18 protein-coding genes are annotated in these 19,584 nt (G+C 47.1%); 4 read left to right on the top strand and 14 right to left on the bottom strand.

What is annotated here, in order from left to right; genetic code table 11:
- Positions 1 to 35: 35 nt before the first annotated feature.
- Both rpmG and CHH60_RS03770 read right to left on the bottom strand, forming a co-directional pair.
- Positions 36 to 185 (bottom strand): 50S ribosomal protein L33, encoded by a 150-nt coding sequence (gene rpmG, locus CHH60_RS03765; RefSeq protein WP_036613813.1) that lies wholly within the window; start codon positions 183 to 185, stop codon positions 36 to 38.
- A gap of 68 nt (positions 186 to 253) precedes the next feature.
- Positions 254 to 1,453: a GTP-binding protein gene (locus CHH60_RS03770; RefSeq protein ID WP_095357987.1), complete on the bottom strand. Its 1,200-nt coding sequence runs from the start codon at positions 1,451 to 1,453 to the stop codon at positions 254 to 256.
- A gap of 246 nt (positions 1,454 to 1,699) precedes the next feature.
- Between CHH60_RS03770 and CHH60_RS03775 the strand changes: the two genes are divergently transcribed.
- Together CHH60_RS03775 and CHH60_RS03780 are read left to right on the top strand one after the other, a co-directional pair.
- Positions 1,700 to 2,731: a permease gene (locus CHH60_RS03775; protein WP_095357988.1), complete on the top strand. Its 1,032-nt coding sequence runs from the start codon at positions 1,700 to 1,702 to the stop codon at positions 2,729 to 2,731.
- Positions 2,732 to 2,773: 42 nt separating this feature from the next.
- The gene (locus CHH60_RS03780) at positions 2,774 to 3,757 is read left to right on the top strand and encodes a TIGR03943 family putative permease subunit (protein ID WP_095357989.1); all 984 of its coding nucleotides are present in this window, start codon (positions 2,774 to 2,776) and stop codon (positions 3,755 to 3,757) included.
- A gap of 140 nt (positions 3,758 to 3,897) precedes the next feature.
- On the opposite strand, the gene CHH60_RS03785 is transcribed toward CHH60_RS03780, so the two are convergent.
- The 6 genes from CHH60_RS03785 to CHH60_RS03810 form a co-directional block, all read right to left on the bottom strand.
- The gene (locus tag CHH60_RS03785) at positions 3,898 to 5,199 is read right to left on the bottom strand and encodes a pyrimidine-nucleoside phosphorylase (RefSeq protein ID WP_095357990.1); all 1,302 of its coding nucleotides are present in this window, start codon (positions 5,197 to 5,199) and stop codon (positions 3,898 to 3,900) included.
- 313 nt (positions 5,200 to 5,512) lie between these two features.
- The gene (deoD, locus tag CHH60_RS03790; RefSeq protein WP_095357991.1) at positions 5,513 to 6,220 is read right to left on the bottom strand and encodes a purine-nucleoside phosphorylase; all 708 of its coding nucleotides are present in this window, start codon (positions 6,218 to 6,220) and stop codon (positions 5,513 to 5,515) included.
- A gap of 132 nt (positions 6,221 to 6,352) precedes the next feature.
- Positions 6,353 to 7,531 carry a phosphopentomutase gene (gene deoB / locus CHH60_RS03795; RefSeq protein ID WP_095357992.1) on the bottom strand — a complete coding sequence of 393 codons (1,179 nt, stop codon included), beginning with the start codon at positions 7,529 to 7,531 and terminating at the stop codon, positions 6,353 to 6,355.
- 29 nt (positions 7,532 to 7,560) lie between these two features.
- Complete coding sequence (locus tag CHH60_RS03800; protein WP_095357993.1) at positions 7,561 to 8,751, bottom strand: NupC/NupG family nucleoside CNT transporter; 1,191 nt, start codon at positions 8,749 to 8,751, stop codon at positions 7,561 to 7,563.
- 185 nt (positions 8,752 to 8,936) lie between these two features.
- Positions 8,937 to 9,587 carry a deoxyribose-phosphate aldolase gene (gene deoC / locus CHH60_RS03805; RefSeq protein ID WP_095358633.1) on the bottom strand — a complete coding sequence of 217 codons (651 nt, stop codon included), beginning with the start codon at positions 9,585 to 9,587 and terminating at the stop codon, positions 8,937 to 8,939.
- A 213-nt stretch (positions 9,588 to 9,800) separates the two neighbouring features.
- Entirely contained in the window at positions 9,801 to 10,739 is a 939-nt protein-coding gene (locus tag CHH60_RS03810) for a sugar-binding transcriptional regulator (protein WP_095358634.1), read from the bottom strand.
- Positions 10,740 to 11,000: 261 nt separating this feature from the next.
- Between CHH60_RS03810 and CHH60_RS03815 the strand changes: the two genes are divergently transcribed.
- On the top strand, positions 11,001 to 11,627 hold the full coding sequence (locus tag CHH60_RS03815) for an FMN-dependent NADH-azoreductase (RefSeq protein WP_095357994.1): 627 nt from the start codon (positions 11,001 to 11,003) through the stop codon (positions 11,625 to 11,627).
- A gap of 90 nt (positions 11,628 to 11,717) precedes the next feature.
- Here CHH60_RS03815 and CHH60_RS03820 read toward each other — a convergent pair whose 3' ends face one another.
- The 4 genes from CHH60_RS03820 to CHH60_RS03835 form a co-directional block, all read right to left on the bottom strand.
- Entirely contained in the window at positions 11,718 to 12,068 is a 351-nt protein-coding gene (locus tag CHH60_RS03820) for a hypothetical protein (RefSeq protein ID WP_095357995.1), read from the bottom strand.
- A gap of 175 nt (positions 12,069 to 12,243) precedes the next feature.
- Positions 12,244 to 12,906, bottom strand: a complete 663-nt coding sequence (locus tag CHH60_RS03825; RefSeq protein WP_095357996.1) for a class II aldolase/adducin family protein — start codon at positions 12,904 to 12,906, stop codon at positions 12,244 to 12,246.
- 27 nt (positions 12,907 to 12,933) lie between these two features.
- Positions 12,934 to 14,433: a rhamnulokinase gene (locus CHH60_RS03830; RefSeq protein WP_095357997.1), complete on the bottom strand. Its 1,500-nt coding sequence runs from the start codon at positions 14,431 to 14,433 to the stop codon at positions 12,934 to 12,936.
- A 70-nt stretch (positions 14,434 to 14,503) separates the two neighbouring features.
- Positions 14,504 to 16,294: an L-fucose isomerase gene (locus CHH60_RS03835; protein WP_095357998.1), complete on the bottom strand. Its 1,791-nt coding sequence runs from the start codon at positions 16,292 to 16,294 to the stop codon at positions 14,504 to 14,506.
- 403 nt (positions 16,295 to 16,697) lie between these two features.
- On the opposite strand from CHH60_RS03835, the gene CHH60_RS03840 reads away from it, so the two are divergent.
- On the top strand, positions 16,698 to 17,729 hold the full coding sequence (locus CHH60_RS03840) for a LacI family DNA-binding transcriptional regulator (protein WP_095357999.1): 1,032 nt from the start codon (positions 16,698 to 16,700) through the stop codon (positions 17,727 to 17,729).
- 107 nt (positions 17,730 to 17,836) lie between these two features.
- Here CHH60_RS03840 and CHH60_RS03845 read toward each other — a convergent pair whose 3' ends face one another.
- Together CHH60_RS03845 and CHH60_RS03850 are read right to left on the bottom strand one after the other, a co-directional pair.
- Positions 17,837 to 18,730, bottom strand: coding sequence for an NAD-dependent epimerase/dehydratase family protein (locus CHH60_RS03845; protein ID WP_095358000.1), 894 nt, complete (start codon positions 18,728 to 18,730; stop codon positions 17,837 to 17,839).
- A 128-nt stretch (positions 18,731 to 18,858) separates the two neighbouring features.
- Positions 18,859 to 19,581 carry an SAM-dependent methyltransferase gene (locus CHH60_RS03850; protein ID WP_095358001.1) on the bottom strand — a complete coding sequence of 241 codons (723 nt, stop codon included), beginning with the start codon at positions 19,579 to 19,581 and terminating at the stop codon, positions 18,859 to 18,861.
- Positions 19,582 to 19,584 lie beyond the last annotated feature (3 nt).

Genomic DNA, 19,584 nt, shown 5'->3' on the forward strand with positions numbered 1-19,584 from the left:
TCGTAAATATTACGATTTAAAAATGACAAAAAAATTTATCTCGTTTCCCGGTGAATCGTCATTTTCTTTAATCGTGGCGAATATTTTTTCATTTCAAGACGCTCCGGGTGGTTACGTTTGTTCTTCGTCGTGGTATAGTTGCGATCCCCGCACTCTGTACATGCTAAAGTTACAATGACTCTCATGGTTGTGACCTCCTTTTTTAATCGTAATGATTACTGTTTAATGATACTATCCCATCCTTTTTCTTTTGTCAACCCCATGATGGAAACGGATCTTTCAGTTCACGCCAGTTAAGCTGCATCTCTTCTTCGGTAAGCAAAGTATCGTCCAATGTTCGCTCGATCACTGCTCGGTCCATATCAATTCCTATAAACACCAATTTCGTTACCCGGTCTCCCCATGTATCATCCCAATCCGGAATGGCTGGTAACGTATCTCCAAAATGCATCTGCCGTTCCTCTTCGCTCATCGCACCCACCCATAGGCCAGCTGGTCCAAGTTGCTTGGATGTCCCTGCATGACTGAAGGAAATAGCCATATGGTTCCGTGTAGCCAGCCACATCAAGCCCTTGGATCTGACAATACTCTCCGGCCACTTCGCAATCCAGCGCAGCAATCGTTCTGGATGAAACGGACGTTTCCGATGGTATACAAACGAGTGAATGCCATACTCTTCCGTTTCCGGAGTGTGTTCTTCCTTCATTAATTCGCGGATCCAGCCTGCAGACTGACTGGCTTTTTCAAAATCAAACCGTCCCGTGTTCAATATCTCCTTCGGATCGATCTGCCCGTGAGACGTTCGAATCAGCTTAGCTTCGGGTTGCATCGCATGCAGAGCCTTTTCCAGCTTCAGCAATTCCTCCTCAGAGACGAGATCACACTTGTTGAGAATCAGCACATCACAGAATTCAACCTGATCGGTCAATAGATGCACGATTCCCCGGACATCGTCCTCTCCTGCTTCCTGACCCCGATCAATTAATGTTTCCTTTGAATAAAAGTCCCGCCAGAACTGCGCCGCATCCACAACAGTTACCATGGTGTCAAGTCTGGTGAATTTCGTTAAATCAATTCCAAGTTCTTCATCGATATAGGTAAACGTCTGTGCAACGGGAACAGGTTCTCCAATACCCGTCGATTCAATCAGGATATAGTCAAAAGAACCATCCAGAGCGAGACGTTCCACTTCTTTCAGGAGATCTTCCCGAAGCGTGCAGCAGATACAGCCGTTGGACATCTCCACGAGCTTCTCGTCAATACGTGATAATCCGCCTCCATCTCGAATTAACCCGGCATCAATGTTAACTTCACTCAGGTCGTTTACGATTACAGCGACTCTCATACCTTCCCGATTATGCAGCACATGATTCAATAAGGTTGTCTTGCCTGCACCCAGATATCCACTTAATACGGTTACGGGTACCCGGAGATTCTCTTGTTTTTCAGACATGTCTAATCCTCCACTCCCATGGTTCTTTGATAAAAAGGAAGAACCAATATGTTTTTAGTTGATTGTTAATCGTAATTATTACGATTAACAATCAACACTATACTTGACTTGACTTTCGCTTGTCAACTTCTCGATTCAATACCAATCAACAAATCGTAAAATTTATGATTAAAAGACCAAACTGCGTATGTTGCTTAAGGTACAAGCATATAGATTACTAAAAGTCCGGTTGTGGAGGTCTGTTGTATGAAGCTTGCAGCCAATATGAAGCTCCTGTCCATCCTGGTTCCCTGCGCCTTTCTTGTTCCCGTGCTCATCACGATGTCCTCTGATCTGAAACAGGCGTGGAACAGCGAAGCTTTGCAAAATGTGAAAACCGTATTCATCGGCATTTTCCTCGAGGCTGCTCCTTTTCTACTCATCGGTGTACTGCTCTCTTCACTCATGCAGTGGTTCGTGTCAGAAGAAATGGTTCGCAAGCTTACACCAAAGAACCCCGTTGGTGGAGTACTAGTTGCTGGTTTACTCGGCATCATATTTCCGATCTGCGAATGTGGCATGATACCGGTTGTTCGCCGTTTGATGCATAAAGGCATGCCTTCATATATTGCAGTTACATTTATTCTTAGCGGCCCAGTAGTCAATCCTATCGTGTTTACCGCAACACTGCTCGCTTTTCCATCTCATCCCGAAATCACGATTGCCCGCATGGGACTGGCTTTTGCCGTCGCAGCTTCGATTGGCTTGTTGGTATATTTGTTTGTACGGCAGAATCCTCTGCGCAAAGCCAAGGCTGCCGTGACAGAGGTCAAGACTCACTCCGCATTCAAAATGGCACACCCACCTAAGCACGACGACCACGACCATAACCATGAGAAAAACTGGCGCAGCTTCTTTATCCATGCCGGAGATGAATTTGTGGATATGAGCAAGTATTTGGTCATTGGTGCAATGATTACAGCCTGTATACAGACGTTTATTAGTCGAAATGACTTGATTGCGCTTGGGAACGGACCGGTTGCCTCCTATGTGTTTATGATGGGATTTGCTTACGTATTATCTCTTTGTTCGACTTCCGATGCATTTGTAGCCTCTGCATTCTCGCATACCTTCGCTCTCGGCCCACTCATTTCATTTCTGGTTCTTGGTCCCATGCTCGATTTCAAAAGCACACTGATGCTGCTGTCCACTTTCCGCACAAGGTTTGTCATTGGGTTAAGCATATCCATTATTGTTCTTGTCTTCGCTGGATCATGGCTGATTAACCTTCTGGTATAGCGTATAGGATCATTTCATTGAAAATTGAAAAGAGGTGATTAGATGATTCAACCTGCATCCTTTCACGCCTATAGTCACACTCCAAGGAGGCACTCCATCCAGTGGCATTCATTAATCCGTGCGGTATGGATTGGTGGTCTTGCCGTATACATCTTGCATTTGAAGGAGAATGATACTTTACATTATTATCTGGCACCTACGATGCAGCGCTTGCTGTTATGCTGTCCCATACCACTCATGTTCATCGCGGTCATTATGGCTTGGCATGGACTGTTCGGTCACGGCCAGGTCCATTGTGATTGTGAACATCCACCTCCGCCTGGAGGGTTTCGAAGCTTGGTTACCTACGGCTTAATCACGTTTCCCCTGCTGCTCGGCTTATTGCTGCCTGATCAGGCACTCGGAAGTTCCATGGCCAGTCAGAAAGGCATGTCGCTGTCTTACGCTCCTCCCGAAATCCGGCGTAAAGAACCTGCACCAGAGGAAGCTGCCAGCTTGAATATTCAAGATTTTGCCCAGAACCAATCTTCTGCTGCATCTGGGTCAGCGAGTAAAGTCCAATTCATTCCTCCTGATGAATACAGCCGTGAATTTGCTGAGCTAGCGGAAAAATTGTTTGCAGAACCGGTCATCAAGGTTTATCCTGAGATTTTTTCAGAAACGCTTGGCACCATTGACATGTTTCAACGACAATTTGCAGGCAAATCGATCTCCCTTACTGGCTTTGTCTATCGGGATGAAGGTATGGATCATGAATCGCACTTTGCGCTTGGTCGTTTCCTCGTCATGTGCTGTCCAGCAGATGCAGCGCCATTTGGCGTAATGATCCACATTCCTGAAGCCGATAGCTTCCCTACCGACAGCTGGGTACAGATTGATGGCAGCATCGGATCTGCCCAGGTGAATGGCAAAGATACCATCGAGATCCGGGCAGCAAAAATAACTGCTGTTTCCGAGCCATCCACGCCTTATATTTATACCAATGCAGATTCCGTAATGGCTTATGATAAACTCCAAGGGAAATGAAAGGTCTGGTTTAAACCTAAGTTAAGGCCCAGACCGATTCTCATATTCATTGAACGAGAAAAAAACCGAAGCCATGAATCCACGGCTTCGGGTTTTTCAATTCGAGTCCAAGATATATTGTACTCGGGGGATCTGATTGATTATTCTGTTACAATATCATGAACGAGCACAGGAGCATCGGCATGATCCGCAATGGTAATGTTCTCTTTGATCTTCGCGATTACATCTGCCACATCCTCACGATTGGCATGGATGGTTACCAGCGATTCACCAGCATTAACCTTGTCGCCAACTTTTTTGTTCAGCATCAAGCCTACAGCAAGATCAATCTCGGATTCTTTGGTAGCACGACCTGCGCCAAGCAGCATCGCAGCAGTACCAATCTCGTCCGCTACGATTTCAGCGACATAACCGTCCCGGTCAGCTTCAACTTCAATCAGATATTTCGCCTGTGGCAGACGATCCGGATGGTCAACGACAGACGCATCGCCACCTTGGTTGGCCAGGAAATGCTTGAATTTCTCCAGTGCCTTCCCGTTCTGGATCACTTCTTTCAATTTCTCTTCCGCTTGTTCCAAGGAGTCTGCTTTGCCAGCAAGGAACACCATTTGACGTCCGAGTGCAAGACACAGTTCTTCCAGATCTTTTGGTCCTTTGCCCTGCAGTGTCAGGATTGCTTCTTTCACTTCAAGCGCGTTACCGATCGCAAGGCCCAGTGGTTGAGACATGTCAGAGATGACAGCCATCGTTTTGCGCCCTACATTGTTACCGATGCTGACCATGGCATGTGCAAGTTCTTTTGCATCTTCCGTCGTTTTCATAAATGCACCCGCACCTGTTTTTACATCCAGTACGATGGCATCAGCACCTGCAGCAATTTTTTTGCTCATGATGGAGCTGGCGATGAGCGGAATGGAGTTAACTGTTGCTGTTACGTCACGGAGTGCATAGAGCTTCTTGTCAGCTGGGGTAAGGTTACCACTCTGACCGATAACCGCTACCTTATGTTCATTTACGAGTCTAATAAATTCTTCCTTCTCCAGCTCGACGTGGAAACCGGCAACGGACTCCAGTTTATCTGTTGTTCCGCCAGTGTGACCCAGACCGCGTCCGGACATTTTAGCTACAGGAACATCCAGTGCAGCAACGAGCGGGGCCAGTACCAAAGTCGTTGTATCACCAACGCCTCCAGTGGAGTGCTTGTCTACTTTGATGCCTTCAATGGCGGATAGATCGATCGTTTCACCCGAATTAACCATCGACATCGTTAGATCTGCGCGTTCCTTGTCCGTCATATCCTTGAAGAAAACGGCCATCGCCCAAGCGCTGACTTGATAATCCGGAATTTCTCCTTGGGTATAACCTTGAACAACAAAATCAATTTCAGCTGTTGTCAGTTCTTTTCCGTCACGTTTTTTGGCAATAATGTCTACCATTCTCATGATGATCTCTCCTTTGTTGTGGTGAGTGTTTACACAGTCACTCCGATGGCAGAACAACCTTCCGACCACTGTTATCCCCAGATTTCTTGATTCCTCCTTTAAAGGGGGAAATCCTGTGATAAAGGCGGACGCTTCGCTTCTTCAGGTTTATTCTGCCCTCTCCGTTATCGTGTAAATTTGTATGTTATTGTGGTGGTAAAAAAACTCGGAGACAAAGGCGAACGCTTCGCTTCTTCAGAATTGATCCGTTTCCTTCACTACGTGCAAAAACAAAAGTTTCAATTCAAATCAATTGCTTGATTAATAATAAAACCTAAAGCGTGATTGCTGTTTCCAGTGCAACGACCATCATATCGTTGAATGTTTTTTGACGCTCCTCGGCAGAGGTTTCTTCGCCGGTTAGCAAGTGGTCGCTTACTGTCAGAATCGTCAATGCATTAACGCCAAACTTCGCTGCGATCGTGTACAGTGCTGTCGTTTCCATTTCCACGCCCAATACGCCGTGCTGCATCAACTTTTCAGTAACAGAGCGGTCGTCACGGTAGAACGAATCAGAACTGAATACGTTACCCACATGGATTTTCATGCCTTTTGCTGTCGCGCGGTCATATGCTTCTTTCAGCAAGGAGAACGTTGCGATTGGGGAGAAATCATACCCTCCAAACACAAGCTTGTTCATGCTGGAGTCCGTACATGCCGCTTGAGCCAAAATGACGTCACGAACTCGCACGTGCTCCTGCATACCTCCGCATGTTCCCACGCGAATGAGGTTTTTGACGCCATATTCGCTAATCAACTCATTGGCATAGATGGCGAACGATGGAATCCCCATGCCTGAACCCTGCACCGAAATGCGTTTTCCTTGATATGTACCGGTAAAGCCCAGCATTCCGCGAACTTCGTTATAACAAACAACATCTTCCAAATACGTATCCGCAATATATTTAGCGCGCAATGGATCTCCTGGTAAAAGGATCGTTTCTGCGATATCTCCGGGTTTGGCTCCAATATGTGTACTCATGGTTAAATCTCCTCCATTTTATCCATTAATATAGTCATGCCAGATCCCGGGCAGCCGAAGCTGCTCCGGTGTTCTGCATATATTTTTTTTACAGTTTCATTATTCATCTGGTTTTAGCTTGAACGACGAAATCTATTTTAAATCTTTCAGGAAGCTTGTACCATACTCCGGCAATTGAACACCGAAGTTATCAGCTACCGTAGCACCGAGATCTGCAAATGTACTGCGCAGTTCAAGCTGCTTACCTTCAGTAAAGCGTGGGGAATACACAAGCAGTGGCACATACTCACGTGTATGGTCCGTACCACGATACGTTGGGTCGTTACCATGGTCAGCCGTAATAATCAGCAGATCGTCGTTGGTCATTTTCTCAAAAATCTCAGGCAGACGTGCATCGTAATCCTCAAGTGCTTGAGCATATCCTTGTGGATCACGGCGATGACCGAACAATGCGTCGAAGTCTACCAGGTTCAGGAAGCTAAGCCCGGTGAATTCTTCATCCATCGTCTCGGACAATTTGTCCATGCCATCCATGTTGGACACTGTACGGACAGACTTTGTCACACCTTCACCATCATAGATATCTGCAATTTTACCTAGGGCAATGACGTCGAATCCTCCGTCTTTAAGCTCATTCATCACCGTACGGCCGAATGGTTTGAGAGCATAGTCGTGACGATTCGCTGTACGTTTGAAGTTACCCACTTCCCCAACGAACGGACGAGCAATGATACGGCCCAGCATGTATGGATCATCAAGCGTGATCTCCCGGCAGAATTCACAAATTTCGTACAGCTCTTTTAACGGCACCACATCTTCATGTGCTGCAATCTGCAGAACGGAATCCGCGGAAGTATAGATGATGAGCGCTCCAGTTTTCACATGCTCTTCACCAAGCTCATCAATGATTTCCGTACCACTGGCCGGTTTGTTTCCGATGACTTTACGACCTGTCTTCTCTTCGATGCGCTGAATCAGCTCATCCGGGAAGCCATTCTCGAATACACGGAACGGCGTATCAATATAGAGTCCCATGATCTCCCAGTGGCCTGTCATCGTGTCTTTGCCCCGGGACGCTTCTTGCATTTTGGTATAATACGCTTTGGGTGCATCCGAGACAGGAATGCCCTCAATTTCTTTAATGTTGGATAGTCCAAGACTTGCCATATTCGGCATGTTCAGACCTCCACGCTCACGTGCAATGTGACCAAACGTATCCACATCGTAGTCATCAAATTCTGCCGCATCCGGTGCTTCACCGATACCTACAGAATCCATAACGATCAGATGTACTCTTTTGAATGTTGACATAACTTACGCACTCCTTCCAGTTATCCGGCTTACAAGAACAGTCCGGCGATGATCGCAGACAGCACGCTGACAAGCGATGCACCGTAAAGCAGCTTCAGACCGAAGCGGGCCACCACATTGCCCTGTTTCTCATGAAGTCCCTTGACCGCACCGGCAATGATACCGATGGAGGAGAAGTTGGCGAACGATACGAGGAAGACCGACACGATGCCTGTCGTACGGGCAGACAGTGCGGTTTGTTTGGTTAAATCCAGCATGGCGACAAATTCATTCGATACCATTTTGGTCGCCATGATACTTCCCGCCTGAATCGCTTCTTTCCAGGGAACCCCCATAATAAACGCAAAGGGTGCAAACACATAACCAAGCAGTTCCTGGAACGAAATGCCGAGAACAGCACTAAATATGCCGTTAATGAGCGCAATCAGGGCAACGAAACCGATGAGCATTGCTGCAACAACGATCGCTACTTTGAAACCGTCCAGAATGTACTCACCCAGCATCTCGAAGAACGATTGTTTTTCCTCTTCCTGCACTTCCAATATATCTTCTTCCTCGGTTACCTTATAAGGATTCACGATGGAAGCAATGATAAAACCGCCAAACAGGTTCAGCACAAGCGCTGTAACCACATATTTCGGATCAATCATGGACATATAGGCACCGACAATGGACATCGATACCGTAGACATGGCTGAGGCACATAGTGTGTACAGCCGATGCTTCGGCAGCAAACCGATTTGTTTTTTTACGGAGATGAACACTTCAGATTGCCCCAGAATGGCGGAAGCAACCGCGTTATATGATTCCAGTTTGCCCATTCCGTTGACTTTGCTTAATACCAGACCAATATATTTTATAACAAAAGGTAAGATTCGGATATACTGCAGTATACCAATCAGGGCAGAGATGACAACAATCGGCATCAAGACCGTCAGGAAAAACGGGCCACTACCGCTTTCTGCTCCAACGTTTACTAAACTGCCGAAGACAAAGGTAATTCCTTCGTTTGCATAGTCCAGAAGATTTTTAAATATCGTGGAAAATCCGCCAATCAGCCATGTTCCTACTTCGGTGTTCAGCAAGGCATAAGCCAATATAATCTGTAAAATAATCATGACGACCAGCGGCCGGTAGCGAATTTGCTTCTTGCCGTTACTTGCAATGTAAGCCAGTCCAAAAACAACAAGTAAACCAAGTATGGCAATTAGAAATTTCATTTGATCTCTCCTTTGAAGGTAGTTTAGCCAGATGTTAAATTCAGCTCAAAGGCCATACAATAAAATTAAACTTTCAGAAAGTTTATTAAGCGCTTACAAATAATTCATTTTATAAAGGTTGGAAACCTGTTCCCCATGATCGGTGTATATACCGGATTCTGGAGAACAGATCAACCACCTGGTTTTTAGTAAGAGGATGTAGATTGTCCGCCTTGCATGATTTTCACGCCGGAGCTTGCACCAATACGAGTTGCTCCTGCTTCAATCATTTTTTGCATGTCTTCCAGGCTGCGTACCCCGCCCGATGCTTTTACACCCATATCTGGTCCAACCGTGCGACGCATCAGAGCGATATCTTCTGGTGTTGCCCCACCTGTAGAGAAACCTGTGGATGTTTTGACGAAATCGGCGCCAGCTCTAACCGCTGCCTGGCAAGCACGTACTTTCTCTTCATCTGTAAGCAGACACGTTTCAATGATGACTTTTACCAATGCTTTACCCGCTGCAGCTTCAACAACAGCACGAATATCCTGCTCCACATAGTCATCTTTTCCATCTTTTAATGCACTGATGTTGATAACCATGTCTACTTCTGTAGCACCTTTAGCAATTGCATCTGTCGTTTCGAACGCTTTGGTCTCGGAAGTGGAAGCTCCTAGAGGGAATCCGATTACTGTACAGATATCTACGCCACTGCCTTGAAGCTGCTCTGCAGCATAAGAAACCCAGCCCGGATTTACGCACACAGAAGCAAATTGGTACTGTTTCGCTTCTTCCGTCAATTTGTTGATTTCGCTTTGTGTTGCATCCGCACGAAGCAAGGTATGATCGATCATTTTGGCTAATTGAGCTGTAGTCAATTGAATCTCTCCCTTATCTGAACTGTTTATTTATAGCCTTACACTAACATGAACATATGTAAAAATCAATATGAACCTTTGTTCACTCTCATTCACCCATTACTGTGAGCGAACCAACGCTTATAGCTTCTGCCCTAAAAAAGCAAAACATCCACCATTCTTCCGTGGCAGATGTTGTCATCCTCAGATTTAGAATCGAAGCAAAGCCTGCGCCGTGTACTGGTCTGTTACCAGAATGTTAGCATAGTGTCCTTTGAGCGCTGCGTGGATGGCTTCGATTTTGCGTTGACCACCGGCAACAAGGATGGATTTCTCTTTGTTCCGTAATTCAGCCAGGTCAATCCCTACGGTTCTGCTGTTGATCTCTTCACTAATCAATTGACCCTCAGCATCAAAGAAACGTGAACAGATATCACCTGCACCCGAATTCATCAGCAATTGCTGTTCCTCTTCGTTGAAATAACCCAGCTTGAACAGAAGTGCGTCCTCCTTCACCGTACCCACAGTGAAGATGGCGATGTTGGCCTGCCTGCCGAGCTCTACGATGCGTCCGATGTGCCGGTCAGCTTCCACCATTTTCTTGACTTCAATATTGTCAAAAATAACAGGCAGGGGCAAATACCTCGGAACGGTATGGAACGCTTCCGCAAACAAATGCACGATCTCCGCTGCATACGTGTTGACGTGGGAATGACTTACGCCTCCCTTTAATTGAACGACTTCAACACCTTTAACCTGTTTGGCCCGAAGCTGTTTGGCCACCGCGTACATCGTTGTTCCCCATGTCACTCCAATAATATCTGCATCCTGTACGGTGTCCTGCAGATAGTCCGCAGCTCTTTTGCTAATATGCCTCTGTATCTCTTCATCACTCTTCAATGGTGCAAAACAGACGAGTGCGGTATCCAGATTATATTTGGCTTTGAGTTCTCCGGCAATGATATCAATGTCCTCCAGAGGGTCCATAATTTCAATACGGACATAACCTCGGTCCTTGGCATACTGGAGCAACCGGGATACGGTTGGACGAGACACGCCCAGCCTAACGGCGATATCCTGCTGGCTGTAATCCGACTGATAATACAATTTGGCTGCTTCAATGCTTAATCGTTGTTTCTCCATATCCATTCCCATTTGCAATCATCTCACTCATCCATGGTATCGTTTGCAATTCTTGTTTCATACTGATTCATATTTTAATTCACTGCTAGTCCAGTTTATTATACATCATGAAGTACCAGGTCACTATTCCTTCTGTAGCTAATGTCATAAGAGAAGATTTGTGTAATCCAAGCATAAAAAGAACTCTAGGGTGCATACTACAGCGGTCACTTTATCGTTTGAGGAGTTATGAATTCACCCAAATACATGACTGAGAGGAAGTATTGTATGCCAACCCTACTGTATATTACTGCCCATCCACATGATCATGAGACCTCCTTCAGTATGGCCACTGGTCAAGCTTTTATAGATGCATACCGGGAAAGCAATCCCTCGGATGAGGTTGTCCATCTCGATCTGTATCGTTCCAACATCCCGCATATTGATGCTGATGTGTTTAGTGGTTGGGGTAAACTCCAATCCGGCAGTGAACTCACTTCGGAAGAGCAGTCCAAGGTAAGCCGTCTGAATGAGCTATCGGATCAGTTTGCATCAGCTGACAAGTATGTTTTTGTTACTCCGATGTGGAACTTCTCATTTCCTCCAATCATGAAGGCTTACATTGACTCCATATGTGTGGCTGGCAAAACGTTCCGCTATACAGAGCAAGGTCCGATCGGACTTTTGACGAACAAAAAGGCACTGCATATTCAGGCCCGTGGTGGCATTTATTCCGAAGGTCCCGCAGCTCAAACGGAATCCGGGCATCGATATCTGAGCATCATTATGTCATTCCTGGGTGTACCCAAGCTGGATGGGATCTTCATTGAAGGCCACAACCAATTCAGAGAACGGGCGGATCAGATAAAACAGGATGCAATTGAACAGGCTCGAACTGTAGCGAAGCAGTTTTAATCATGAAATGAAAAAAGTAAAGCCCGCTATGCTCCCTTATATATAAGGGTCACACAGCGGGCTTTTATATAATACCAGAACGATATAAGTTTATTGTTGACCGGCACTGGCACGGCTTATGGTTTCAAGTTTGCGGGTAATGGCATTACGGTCCACTTTCAAGCCCCAGAGCATTTCAACGATTTGCTCTTTCTCTTCAGCGGAATCTGCATGTTTGAGCTGCACTAAGAGATCATGCATCTGTTCATTAATCCCTTCAAACTGAGTCCAGAGATCCTGGCGTACTTCTCGAGAATCCAAGTGACGATTAGCGTCCACCTCTTCTTTTAGTGCTTGCAGAATGGAGTTCTTCCACTCATCGTCACCTAACTGTGTCGCTATGTTCAGGAGATCCAGATAATCGTCAACAAGAAGTGAGTTCAATTCAGCATGTGTTTTCATCGTTTATTGCATCCCCTTTTCGTCTATTTACCGAGTATTATACTCGGTTTTTCAGGATTTGCAATAGGTGTCGGAATAAGGTTCAGCTTTTTGCTGTTTATGTCGAATTATGACGAAATACTTTTGTATACACTCTATATTGGCACTCAATAACTCTATATGGATACTCTTGGTATTATGACTTGAGCTGTTGCAGCAGCTGAACACGATACGCTTCACTCTCCAGAGATTGGATCTCCTTATATTGTTCAGTCGTAAGAACCCTTGGTTCTCCAGCTGCCTTGGCTATCATGTACACTTTTGCACTTTCCTCGACCACTTGAGTTCGATAATAGGCTTCACGCAAATTTTTTCCTGTCGTGACCAGTCCATGATTAACAAGAATGAGTGCCGAATGGGAGTCCACCTTAGCTGCGACTGCATCAGCCAGCAGTTTGGTCGTAGGTAGAACGTAAGGAATGAAACCGACGTCCCCTACAAGTGCGGATTGATCCGGAAAAAGGTGAGGCAGTTCATCGTACACGAGGCTCAGAGCGATCGTATATGCAGGATGTGTATGAACAATCGCTTGAATATCGGGATTCACGCGATAGCTGTACAGATGCATTAACACTTCTGAGGAAGGACGTGTTGATTCAGCTCGGGTCTCCCCTGTCCCGATATCAACCGCAATCCACTCCTCCGGTTCAATATCCTCAAGTGCATAACCACTCGGAGAGAGCAGCATCGTCCCTTCCGAACGGGCACTCAGGTTGCCTCCAGGTCCAACCACGAGACCCTGCGCTACCGATCTGCGGGCATATTTGGTCAGTTCTTCTCTTACCAGCTGTTCAGTCATGTGTTCCTCCACTCCCTTAACTTCTTTTTATTTCAATCCTTTCGTAAACCGCCCATTCAGTTTTTGATAGATTTCATAGGCTTCCTGCCATGGCAGGCTATCCTCTGGCTCATAGGTTTCCAACGTGAAGGAAGCGGCGGCAATCTCCCGGACCTCAGACAAACTGCTTAATTCGCCATGGGCCATGAATTGCAGCATGCAATTCCCGGCGGCAGTTGCCTCCACTGGCCCTGCTACTACAGGAATACCGGTAGCATTCGCTGTAAACTGACACAGTAAACGATTCTGAACACCTCCGCCTACCATGTGAATGACGCTCGGCCGGCTCCCCGTGACAAGTTCAAGTTCATCCAGTGTCTGCCTGAATTCCAGAGCCAGGCTTTCCAAGATGCAGCGTACAATCGCTCCGATGGTTTCCGGAGTAACCTGCTTGGTGGCACTGCACTGCTGGCGTATTCGTTCAGGCATATCACCCGGTGTTAGATATATCGCATCCCCCGGCAGGATAAAGCTTTGTAGCGCTGGAGCCGATGCTGCAAGGTGAACCAGTTCCTGATGGCTGAAAATATGGTTTTCCCGTTCCCACTGCCTTTTGCACTCCTGCAGAAGCCAGAGACCAGATCGATTCTTCAATATTCTTGTCTTGCCACTGACCGTCCCTTCATTGGTGAAACCCAGTCTTCGGCTGCGTTCATCCAGTACTGGCGAGTCGCGTTCCATGCCCATTAATGACCAGGTTCCACAGCTGATAAAGGCAAAATTCGAATCTGAAGCAGGAATGGCTGCAAGTGCTGATGCTGTATCATGTGAGCCTACAGCTATGACTTGCATGGGTTCGATCCTTAACTCCGCACACAGATCATCTGTTAACTGCCCCAGTACAGTGCCTGGCCGAATAATGGGTGGGAAAAGTGTTTCAGGTAAACCGAGTCGACCAAACAGGGATTCATTCCAGCGGTCCTCTCCGGCATGCAAAAGTCCGCTTGTGCTGGCAATTGTATATTCACAGGCCTGCTGTCCCGAGAGATAAAAGTGAAACAGATCCGGCATGAATAACATCCGCGTATCCGGACGTAATTCAGCGTTTTCCCGTAAGCTTCCAACCAATTGAAACACCGTATTAATCTGCTGAGGCAGGACACCCGACATGGTATACAGATCTTCGTCATTAACCATACGCAGCGTCTCTTTCATCCAATCGGCATTACGCGACTCCCGGTAATGACGTGGGTTCCCGCACAATTTTCCTGCTCCATCCACCAAGCCATAATCAACGCCCCAGGTATCCACGGCAATGGAACGAACCGGGTGAGTTAATCCCTGAGTCCCCTTTACAATGCCCTGTTTCAGTTCATGGAACAGTCTTAGAAAATCCCAATACAATCCGTCCGCAAGCTGAACGGGATCATTACTGAATCGATGTACTTCCTGTAACGCAAGCATCTCACCGTCAAAACTTCCCCTGACTACCCTGCCGCTTCCGGCACCATAGTCAGCAGCAAGCACATGGTTTGCCTTATTTCCCATCTCTCTTGCCTCCTCCTTTGGAAGAACGCCACATTCTGATTAGGCAGAATATGGCGTCTGACAGGATAGTCTAACGGTATAAAGGTCCAAACACGCTGCAAGCACGATAATCTGCACTTTCAGGTTCACTTGTTCCAAATAACCCCCATGCCCGTGGACGGAATATCTCGGACTCCGGAACATTATGCATACTCACCGGAATCCGCAAGATTGAAGCCAGGGTTAGGAGATCTGCTCCGATGTGCCCATATGAGATCGAGCCGTGGTTGGCGCCCCACTGGTTCATGACTTCATAAACGGAGGTAAACGCGCCTGTTCCTGTTAAAATCGGTGCGAACCATGTTGATGGCCAAGTCGGATCCGTCCGCTGGTCCAGCGTATTATGCACTTCATCAGGCAGATCCACGGTGTAACCCTGCGCGAGCTGCAGTACAGGACCAAGACCCTTAACCAGATTGAGACGTGTCATCGTGACGGGCATACCGCCTTTGGTCAGGAAGTCAGCGGAGTAGCCGCCCCCTCTGAAATATTCGACTGAGGCTGGTCTCCACGATGTCGACTGTAGGCAGCTCTGAACTTCTTCATCTGTAATCTCCCAGAAAGGCTTCAGAGCAGGATTACCGTCTTTGGATTGCTGCCCAGTGCCATCGAGTGCCGCGGAGCCCGAATTGATCAAGTGGAGAATTCCGTCCTTCGCTTTTCCCTCCAATTGGTGTCCTGTGACCCGTGCTACCGAATCCGGACTCCAATACGTCCGTACATCTGCAAAAATCTGGGCTGTATGAGTGAGCAGTGAGCCGAACAGCATGGACACACCATTCAGGCTGTCATTTTCTGTGGCGACCAGATAAGGGGAGCGCTTGCCATTCCAGTCAAAGGATGAATTCAGGATCGACTCCAGGAAATCGCCATTAGGCGAATGGTCCGTCCACTGCCGCTGACCCTGGAAGCCGGATACAATCGCGTGATGACCCATTGATTCTTCTGTAAAACCGAGTTCTGCCAATCTCGGATTACCGGCCATCAGATCACGTACGATCTGAGTCATTTTCACGACGGTTTCCCATTCATACTCTTTCCGCTTGCGGTCTGTTTGCAGATGGGTCGGGTTGTTATCCGGCCCTTCAATACAATTTTCTTTCACCCAAGCCAGTGCCAACTTATATTCTTCCGGATCATAAATTTCTTCCTCAATCCGCCGGGTCAGCTCGCTCATATCCACATATTCGTTCCTCATGCCGAGATATTCCTGGAAAAAAGAATCGTTCACAATGGATCCGGCAATCCCCATGGATACCGAGCCAATGGACAGATAGGCCCGCCCCTTCATCGTAGCGGCTGCAAGACCCGCCCGGCTGAAGCGAAGCAATTTCTCCCGGACGTCATCTGGAATGGTCGTATCCCCGCCATCCTGAACATCCTCGCCATAGATTCCGAAGGCCGGAATCCCCTTCTGAGCATGTGCAGACAGTACGGCTGCCAGATAGACTGCGCCAGGCCGTTCCGTACCGTTAAAACCCCAGATGGCCGTAGGGATGGATGGAGACATATCCATCGTTTCCGTACCATAACACCAGCATGGAGTAACCGTAATGGTGACTCCTACATTCGAACGATTGAACAGCTCTGCCGCCGCAGCTGCTTCGGCTACACCGCCAATACAGGATTCGGCAACGACGCATTCGACCGGGGAGCCGTCCGGATAACGAAGTTCTGCCGTAAGCAGCTCAGCTACCGATGTTGCCATCCGCATCGTTTGTTCCTCCAGGGATTCACGTACTCCCTTGCGTCTGCCGTCAATGGTGGGACGAATACCAATCTTGGGAAAAGCCTGTTTATAACGGTAATCCTGATGTGTCATACTAAAACGTCCTCCTTCAAGTGGTTTCTGGATAGGTACGAATTGATTTCACGTTGTCTTTCAGGATGCAGTTAAAGCGGTCAGACCTTGACGATGTAACCCCGATACCCGTTGGTGCGTCAGTCCTGGACAAGAGAGCAATTCATTAAATGAATGCGTTTACATATTCAAATTGAACAAAAGTCCACTTTATGTATGAATCACCATGATGAAGTCCTGTCTCTATGCAGGAACGGAAGTATAGAGCAAAAAAGAATGAGTACTGAGAATGGTTTTGTTGAAAAAAATGGTTCGTTTTGTATTTTGGGTTATCGGTAACCCTAACATAGCACGCGCCCATATTGCTGTCAATCGGCATTATCCTATAGAATGGTAAGACTATGTTATGAGAGGTTAGATTCTATTGATTACTATTTATGATATTGCCAAGAAAGCCAATGTTTCTGCCATGACGGTCTCCAAAGTGATTAATCAAACAGGTCGCATCAGCACGGCCACCAGGGAACGCGTACAGCAGGTTATTGATGAACTCGGGTATATCCCCAATTCGAATGCACGCAGCCTTGTACTTCAGCGAACACAGATGTTATCTCTGCTGATTACCGATATCACCAATCCATTTTATACGACACTCGCACGCGGCGCTGAGGATGCAGCTAACGCTCGTGGATATCGTCTGTTGTTCGGGAATAGTGATGAAGATTACAACAAGGAGAAAAACTACGTGGAGACGATTCTCTCCACGCGTGTAGACGGAGTCCTGTTTGCCCCTGCGGGCGACCGTTCCCTCGATCATCTACAGCAGTTACATGAGAGGAACATCCCGTTTGTGATCTTGGATCGCACAGTACCAGGAATCACATCGGATGTCATCGCGGGGGACAGCCGGCAAGGTGCACTTCTATTGATCCGAAATCTGACGGAACTGGGTCACCGCCGCATTGCGCTCGTTAACGGCTCTTCCGAGGTTTCTACGGCCAGATTACGTGAAGAGGGATATGCTGAGGGGTTACGTGAAGCAGGAGTTAAGGTTGATCCGAAGCTTGTCCTTCGGACAGGTTACCGTGATTTCAGTGATGAGGCTGGAATGGAACAGTTACTTACACAGCCGGATAAGCCAACGGCTATTTTTGCGGCCAATAATATGCTCGCGATTGGGGTCATTCGTCTGCTGCGTAAAAGAGGACTGCGTGTACCAGAGGACATCTCGGTCGTCTGTTTTGATGATCTGGATCTGGCTTCCGCTTTTGATCCTTTCCTCACTGTAGCAGCACAGCCTGCCTATGATTTTGGAGCCAAAGGAATGCATATGCTAATCGACAGAATTGAAGGCACCGCACCAACGGATCCGCAAACGGTCATTCTTCCATCCGAACTGCGTATCCGTGCCTCAGCTTCCGTACCATTAGGGCAATCGAAACCATTGGAATCATGATAGAATCCGTATGACTGGACTTAAATTAATATAAAAAAATACAGGACGCCAAGGAGTTACTCGCTCCCGTGCGTCCTGTTTTACCTTCATGCTTATACACCAAAAATTTAACCTTCGGACTGCAGAGCCAGTGCCACTTCACGTACGAGACCCGGAAACCAATCCATCAGTGCTTCAAACGTATATCCGGCCTGCTCTGCCTTGGTTGTGTCCATCGTCCACGATTCCGAGATACCGAAGGGGGACATATCCTCCTGAACGGTTTCGCGTAATACTTGGGACTGCATGCCTGTCACAGTCTCAATCAGGTCCATCATGGCAGACAGCGAAATGGATCCTTTCGAAGCGGCGTTTACAGGTCCGGTAATCGACGAATGCCCCAACCAGGCAAGAAATCTGGCTGCTTCCGTGGAATTGATAAAACCAATTTCGGCGTCCGGATTCGGCATGCCAATTGGCTTTCCTTTTTGCACATGTTCAATATGAAAATGCAGTCTTCTCGTATAATCGTCTATTCCGAGAACAATTGGAATTCTCATCGCCACGACAGGGAAACTCGCTTCCTGAAAAAACACAGCCTCCGCTAGCCGCTTGCCCTCTCCATACGAAAAGTCCTCGTGATTCCCGTATTTCAATGGATACGTGTATGGATCAAAATCCTCTTCCTTGAATCCAGGTTGAGGATCGCCATATACGGAGAGTGTTGATGTAAGCACATATCTTTGGGTACGTCCCGCAAAAGCTTCACACGCCGACTTTGCCGCATCCGGTGAGTAACAGATGTTATCATACACCACATCCCACTGGTCAATCTGTGCCACTTCAGCTAGAGATTGTGGATCCTCCCGATCCATCTTGATCCGGTTCACCTCCGGCCCGAAGTCCACGTTCGATTTGCCGCGCGTCGCAACGGTAATTTGCGATTTTCCTTCCCACAGCAAATGATCGACCAGACGTTTGCCGAAAAAGCGTGTCCCGCCAAGAATGAGTACCTTTTTCATCCGATAGACCTCCTACCCTCTTCTGGTGTTTCGTATATTATAGCGAGGTTTGCAATACTACAACAAATATACCCCGTAACTCAACAGTTAACCTGTGTTTCAAGGACGGAAAGACCTCTGATCATGACTCAGGATTCAGGTTTTGTAATTTTGAGCATCGTATGGGCTCCTTGCTGAAATTCATACGTCGTGCTGACTTCTGTAACACTGCATCCAAGGTTCTTCAGAAAGGACTTGATCTCGTCCATATGTTCATAGCGTTTCCCGGACAAGTCTACTGTAGGAAAAATTCGCAGCTCTTGTCTTGTAACGCGCAGCAATTCAAGAATAGTTCGCTCATGGAAGCTGAAGTCCAATCGATCAGCATACGTAAACAGAAAATGTGCAGATAACGTCATATCAAATTGTTCGTCAGTGAAAGGCAGCACGGGAAGCTCTGCATAGACATACTGCAAGGGAAAGCTCCTCATATCTGCCGTACAATCCCGAAGTGCACTCATTCTTGCTTGCTTCAAGCCATCCATTGAGCCGAAATAGTCCCATCTGTATCTGTCATGCACCTGTTCCAATTGCTCGATGGTGTGTTCAACGTCCTGCTGCCCTTTGAGTACCAATTTGTCGATTTCGTGTTCGTATGCGATATCTGCTGCCATGGAGTCCACACCATGCCTGCGGGCATGGCTGCTGAATGAACAAGCCCCACCCGGACAGTCCAGTATGGATCTGCCACGGAGATCTTCTGCTGTAAGGTTGAACATTGACATATATTCCTCATACGTTCGTCCAATAAAAATAATCTTCTCCAGTTCAAGACCTAAACTCTTGTTCTCATGCTGCTCTTCTCTACTCATCTC

Origin of the sequence: Paenibacillus sp. 7523-1 (assembly GCF_002276415.1) — a bacterium.
Classification (GTDB): domain Bacteria; phylum Bacillota; class Bacilli; order Paenibacillales; family Paenibacillaceae; genus Paenibacillus; species Paenibacillus illinoisensis_A.